The following is a 5831-nucleotide window of genomic DNA, read 5'->3' as shown; positions in this document are numbered from 1 at the left end:
AGATCAGGCCGCCGCCGCGCGCCGCGCTGCCGCCGTCAGCGCGGGTGATGACGTGGCCACCGGGCGCACCTCGGATGGCCGAGTCGAGCCGGTACGCCCATCGGAGTATCTGGACTTTGCCCTTCCCGACCTGCCCTATCGCACCCGTAGCCAGTTGAAGCGCGGGATGATCGGCTGGGAAGGCGGTCTGGACTTGCACGGCTACAGCCTCGAGGAGGCTCGCTCGGAACTCGAGAGCTTTCTGCGTGACTCGGTGGCCAGTGGCCATCGCTGCGTGATCGTGGTCCACGGCAAGGCCTGGGGCGCCACCGCCGACTATCCGGTGATCAAGAGTCACGTCAATGCGTGGTTGAGAGAATGGCCGAGCGTGCTGGCCTTCTGTTCGGCCACCGACGCCGAAGGCGGCACCGGTGCGGTTTACGTGCTGCTGAGACGGCGCGGACAAACGCCCTGAGCCCCGGTCAGACAGACACCCTGCCCCCCTGTCAGAAGGTGCATCGGTGCGACCCAGATGCTGCTGAGGCGGCGCAGTCGATATGGGCCTGGAAGTCGCGGCCGATGCCCTGGGTCAGCCTGCTGGCTTTTCGGTCTGCTCGACGATACCGCAGGTCTCGATGCGATCCAGCGCCTGGCAGGTCAGGTGACGCCCCAGACGGATCAGATCCCTGGCACGGTGGAATTCGAAGGAACCGCAGACGGTCTTGGGTATCTCCACCAGGATGTCCGGCGGATAGCCCGCCTCCTTGTAGCGCGCCAACGCCGCCTGGGTGATGTCGAAGGAGGTCAGGATGGTGGCCAGCCGCCCCCAGTCCTTGCGCCCCAGCGCGGCATTACCGCGCTCGGCACGGTCGGCTTCGGCCTCCGATTCGGCGCTTTCCTGAAAACGCCGCGCCATCAGCGCACCGCGTCGATCGCCCCTGCGGCGCTCTCCGTTGGTACCTTTACCGCCCCGGGCCTCATCGCAGCTCGGGCACTCCACCGGCAGCAACTCCTCGAGAGAGACAAGGTTGGGGCTGTTGGCGGTGACGTTGACCGCCATCACCAGGTCCGCGTGGACCGACACGTTGGAGATGATCGGCAGCGGATTGAGCAGACCGCCATCGACCAGTAGCCGAGGCCCATCCTCGACCGGCGTGAAGACCCCGGGTATGGCGATGGAGGCACGGATAGCCTTGAGCAGGGACCCCCGCTGAAACCACACTTCTCGCTGGCGCATCAGGTCGGTCGCCACCGCGGTGAAGGGAATGGGCAGGTCCTCGATGGCGACGTCACCGATAAACGACTCGATCTTGCTCATCACCTTCCTGCCCTGCATGGCACCCATGGAGGTGAACGACATGTCGAGCAGGCGAAGTACGCCGAAGGAGCCCAGCTCCTCGACCCACTGACGGTAGGGCTCGAGCTTCCCCGCAGCAAAGATGCCCCCGACCAGGGCGCCCATGGAGCACCCCGAGATCGCCACCACTTCATAGTCGCGGGCGACCAGTTCCTGCAGCACACCGATGTGGGCATAGCCTCGGGCACCACCACTACCCAATGTCAGCGCAATGCGCTTGCCGCTCGATCCCGGGGGACAATCGTGGCGATAGACGGTCATGGCAATGCCCTCCTGCTGCGGATTGGCCGCGCGGGCAGCGCTTGAACAGCGCATGCCTCGCACTCGCAGGCCTGTCTATAAGCTTAGACTAACCCACCGTGGAAAAGCTTACGCGGCCTGTCACGGCGCAGCGGCCAAGACTCATCCACCGACTGGCTGCCAAGATCGTCTTGTCGATCAAGGTGTTGCGGACAACGCCTCGACGATGGCGTCGGCCACCGCGGGGGCGTGCTGCGGCGAGGCATGAAGATGGTGTCCGCCCTCCAGCACGCGACGGGTCAGGCGGCGAACGCGTGCTCGCGAAGCCACCCCTCGTGGCCGTTCCCCGAGAATACCGTCACGCCCTTCGACCAGCAGTACCTCGCAGGCAATAGCCTCGAGCAGATTCGCGACCTGGTCATCGGTCAGCCGCACGGGGGAGGGGCGCAGCAGGCGCGGGTCGGTGCGCAGCCGCAGGCCGCCCTCGTCGCAGGGGGTCAGGTTCCTGGCCACGATGTCGCGCACCGTCTCGGCATCCACCGGGGTGGCGCCACCGGCGACCCGCGCCGCCACCGCGGTATCCAGATCGGCATAATGAGGAATCCGCGAGCGACGGCGACGCTGGGCCCGCAACGAACGCCCCAACTGGCCAGCGGTATCTTCAGGTGGGGTGGTCAAGGCCCCCAGACCGTCGATCAGCACCAGGCGCTCGATGCGTTCGGGCCAGGCCGCGGCGACCAGGCAGGCCACCCCGGCGCCGAGGGAGTGAGCCAGCACCGGGGCACTATCCAGTCCGAGATCATCCAGTGCATCGAGCAGGTCGTGGCAGTAGTCCCAGATGGCGTAGTCGTAGTCACCGGGCAGCCGCTCGGAGTGTCCATGGCCGGCCATGTCGATGGCCACCAGGCGTATATCGAGCCGTTCGGCCAGCACCGGCGCTAAACGCGCAAAGCTTGCGGCGTTGTCGAGCCAGCCGTGCAGCGCCAGCCACACCGGCGCCTCCGTGCGTCCCCAGGCCAGTGCGGCCAGGCGCCCCTGTGCCAGGCGAAGCGCTTCTCCCGCTGGCTTCATTGCGTTGCCCCTTCGCCCAGCAGACGGTCGATCATGGCAAGCAAGGCGCGTCGCGTTGCCTCGGGCTGCTCCATCGGAAACATATGACTGCCGGGCACCCTGTCCAGGGCGATACCGCGCCGGCTGAGACGTCGGCAACGTGCCTCGGTCAGCAAGTCAGACGTCTCCCCTGCCAGCACACCCAGAGGTACTCGTACCTCCGTGGGCAGACGATCCAGATGGTGGGGCAGATGACGGAAGATCTCGACCTCGATATCCGGGTCATAGCTCAACACCACCGCGCCGTCCTCCAGGGTCGTGGTGCCGGCATCGATGTAGTCGTCCAGCGCCTCCTCGGTGAAGCTGCGAAACAGACCCTTGCGCCGGAGTTGAGCGCGCATCGCATCACGGCTTTCCCAACGGGTACGGCGCCCCTTGCTCTTGCCTGCCGGCGTCACTCGATCCACCATGCCGAGCCACTTGCTGACGCGCATGGCCAAGGCGTCGATGCCCAGCATCAGCGGCGGGTCGAGCATCACCACGGCCTGGAACCGCTCCGGCTCCTGGCGCGCCGCCATGGCGGTGATCACCCCGCCCATGGAGTGGCCGACACCGATAAAGGGTCCGGCCAGGTGGCGGGTGCTCTCGAGGTATTCATCACGCAATGCCAACCAGTTGTGGCCCACGGGAAAATCGGGATGGTGGCCCAGGCGATCGAGCGGCTGGACGTCGAAGCGCTCTGCGAGTGGTGCCAGCAGGCTTCTGTAACTGCCGCCGGGAAAGCCATTGGCATGGGCGAACAGCAAGGTTGGGGTATCTGGCATGATTCTGTCTCATCCGATGAGAGGCGGCGACCCGCCGCTGTAGCCTTGGCAGGCTAACGGCATTACCCTAGGCCGCCAAGTGAACCAAAGCCTAGATTCCCCGGCATTCCCCCTGACTCCCCGCTACCAAGGAGCAACGCGTGTCCCGTAAACCCGCCCGCGATACCCGCCTGCGCAACCGTCTGTTCTTCACCACCGTGGCCGTGGCGGTGGTCATCGGACTCTGGCTGGCGCGCTGAACTCTCTTGACAAGGGCGCACCAGAAGCCCCGACGTGCGCCCTCTTCAGTCGTTCTCTTCACCTCATCTTCACGTCCTCTTCACCACCTCTTCTTCGACCGGCCCTCTCCCTGGTCGAACCGCACCGTGATTGGCCCTCAGATTCCTGAATCCAGCCACCATCCAAGTCCCGCGCTCCCGGTCATACCAGGAACCTCACCCGACGCCGTCCACCCAAAGGCTTCCCAACTATAAATCATACATAGTATATTAAGTCCTTTAGCGTGCTATCCGAGCAGGAGGGTCTCCCCCATCGATATCAGCATCCTTGCCAGCACCCTCGGCGTCAGCCTGCCCGTTTTCGCCATGGTCTTCATCGGCGCCGTTCTGAAGCGTCTGGGCTGGATCGATCAAGCCTTCGTCGACACCGCCTCGAGCCTGGTGTTTCGCCTGACCATGCCAACGCTGTTGTTCCTGAGCCTGCTGCGCGCCGATCCCGGCCAGGACCTGAAGCTCGGACTGGTCGGTTTCTATCTGGTCGTCTCGGTGGCCATCTTTCTTGTCATCTGGGGCTGGGCCCTGTGGCGCTGCCCGCGAGTGGATCGCGGCGTCTTTGTGCAAGGTGCCTTTCGCGGCAACTGCGGTATCGTCGGACTGGCCCTGTCGGCCAACATGTACTGCGACTTTGGTCTGTCGCTCGGCAGTGTCATGGCCGGCGGCATCATCATCGTCAACCTGGTAATGTCGGCCATTGTACTGTCGGTCTACAGTCCGGTGGTCAGCTCACGTCCCCTGGCGATCCTCAAGGACGTCGCCACCAACCCATTGATCATCGGTATCGTCGCCGCCCTGCCGCTGACCTACCTTCACCTCGACTTGCCGCCCTGGCTGATGACATCCGGCGACTACCTGGCCTCGCTGTCGCTACCGCTGGCGCTGATCTGCATCGGTGGCAGCCTGAGCCTGCAGGCCGCCCGTGAGAGCGGAACCCTGGCGCTGTCGGCCAGCCTGTGGAAGGTTGCCGTCATGCCGGCCATCGGTGTTGCACTGGCACTGGCGGTGGGCTTTCGGGGCGCCGAACTCGGCATGCTGTTCCTGTTTCTCGGTAGCCCCACCGCCGCCGTAGCCTACGTCATGGCCAGGGGGGCCGGCGCCAATCAACGCCTCGCCGCCAGCATCATCATGCTCAGCACCTTGCTTAGCCTGGTCTCCATCAGTGTGGGGATCATGGTGTTGACGGCTGCCGACCTGGTGTAAGAAAAGGGTCCAGCACACCCCATGAGTCCAGCAATCTCGGTACGTTTTGACCTCAATTCATCGACGTCACGTCGATAGCTCGTTCTCTAGCGCAGTCGTCAACAACTGATTCAGGCTGATGCCGCGGGCCTTGGCTGCATCAACCGCCTGCTTGTGCATCGATTCGGGAGCGCGGACCTGGAACTTTCCAGAGTACGCCCTGACAGGATCGATCCCCATCTCGCGGCAAGTATCCAAGAAGACACGCAGCGATATCTCCCCTTCCTTGCGCAAGGCACAGACACTATCGGCATAGAAATCGGCGCCCCCATTGAGTCCCGTGAATTCTCCGCGAAACATCTCGAATTCGGGGTCATACTGAATAATGGCGCGATAACCATTGATCATCATGACATTGTTCATGGCATCAATCCGTTTGCTTCCAGCCATTTACGAAGGCTTGCGACGGCCCCCTTATCCGTATCCGGTGTCGGGTGTGGACGATGAAACACGCGCACTTCTCAAAACTTGCGTGTTTTCGTTTCACGCACCGACAGTACCAAAGCTTAGTACCACCTCGAGTCAAATGAACGCTCCTGCGCAACCTGAAAAGTGCGAGCGTCAATGCAATACCAGCAAGGCCCGGTGATCGACTCACCGGGCCTTGCTGTTTTCACGTCAGCGGTGTCACCACCGAGCGCGTCTGGCGCTGTCCATCAGTCCCTTCACCTGTCCCGTTTGCCGTCCACCAGGCGGCTGACGTTCAGCGGGTTGCCATCCTTGAGCGCCTGCGGCAGCAAGGCGTCCGGCAGGTTCTGATAGCACACCGGGCGCAGGAAGCGGTGGATGGCGGCGCTGCCGACCGAGGTGGTGCGCGAGTCAGAGGTGGCCGGATAGGGGCCACCGTGGACCATGGCGTGGCACACC

The 5831-nt window shown here is 63.9% G+C and carries 6 protein-coding genes and 1 pseudogene; 2 read left to right on the top strand and 5 right to left on the bottom strand.

What is annotated here, in order from left to right; genetic code table 11:
* The coding region (locus tag NH448_RS22960) for a Smr/MutS family protein (RefSeq protein WP_253029539.1) at positions 1 to 454 on the top strand (454 nt) is incomplete at its 5' end.
* A gap of 114 nt (positions 455 to 568) precedes the next feature.
* Here the strand turns inward: NH448_RS22960 and NH448_RS22955 are convergent.
* The 3 genes from NH448_RS22955 to NH448_RS22945 form a co-directional block, all read right to left on the bottom strand.
* Positions 569 to 1597 (bottom strand): patatin-like phospholipase family protein, encoded by a 1029-nt coding sequence (locus NH448_RS22955; protein WP_045991798.1) that lies wholly within the window; start codon positions 1595 to 1597, stop codon positions 569 to 571.
* A 177-nt stretch (positions 1598 to 1774) separates the two neighbouring features.
* Positions 1775 to 2647, bottom strand: coding sequence for an alpha/beta hydrolase (locus tag NH448_RS22950; RefSeq protein ID WP_045991799.1), 873 nt, complete (start codon positions 2645 to 2647; stop codon positions 1775 to 1777).
* Complete coding sequence (locus NH448_RS22945; RefSeq protein ID WP_045991800.1) at positions 2644 to 3450, bottom strand: alpha/beta hydrolase; 807 nt, start codon at positions 3448 to 3450, stop codon at positions 2644 to 2646. The genes NH448_RS22950 and NH448_RS22945 overlap by 4 nt, the downstream gene beginning before the upstream one ends.
* Before the next feature lie 473 nt (positions 3451 to 3923).
* On the opposite strand from NH448_RS22945, the gene NH448_RS22940 reads away from it, so the two are divergent.
* Positions 3924 to 4925: an AEC family transporter gene (locus tag NH448_RS22940; RefSeq protein WP_366078361.1), complete on the top strand. Its 1002-nt coding sequence runs from the start codon at positions 3924 to 3926 to the stop codon at positions 4923 to 4925.
* A 66-nt stretch (positions 4926 to 4991) separates the two neighbouring features.
* Here the strand turns inward: NH448_RS22940 and NH448_RS22935 are convergent, their stop codons facing one another.
* Complete coding sequence (locus NH448_RS22935) at positions 4992 to 5327, bottom strand: type II toxin-antitoxin system HicB family antitoxin (RefSeq protein ID WP_045991802.1); 336 nt, start codon at positions 5325 to 5327, stop codon at positions 4992 to 4994.
* Positions 5328 to 5629: 302 nt separating this feature from the next.
* Positions 5630 to 5831: pseudogene (locus tag NH448_RS22930) on the bottom strand (aldehyde dehydrogenase (NADP(+))); the annotation flags it as partial.

The organism is Halomonas sp. OfavH-34-E (assembly GCF_024124525.1).
In the GTDB taxonomy this organism is placed as follows: domain Bacteria; phylum Pseudomonadota; class Gammaproteobacteria; order Pseudomonadales; family Halomonadaceae; genus Halomonas; species Halomonas litopenaei.
The sequence above is the reverse complement of the archived record's forward strand: the minus strand, read 5'-3'. Positions and strand labels throughout refer to the sequence as shown.

Bases quoted from the DNA above. Each gene is read 5' to 3' on its own strand.
- NH448_RS22935 (WP_045991802.1), bottom strand. From the start codon at position 5,327: ATGAACAATGTCATGATGATCAATGGTTATCGCGCCATTATTCAGTAT.
- NH448_RS22950 (WP_045991799.1), bottom strand. From the start codon at position 2,647: ATGAAGCCAGCGGGAGAAGCGCTTCGCCTGGCACAGGGGCGCCTGGCC.
- NH448_RS22955 (WP_045991798.1), bottom strand. From the start codon at position 1,597: ATGACCGTCTATCGCCACGATTGTCCCCCGGGATCGAGCGGCAAGCGC.
- NH448_RS22945 (WP_045991800.1), bottom strand. From the start codon at position 3,450: ATGCCAGATACCCCAACCTTGCTGTTCGCCCATGCCAATGGCTTTCCC.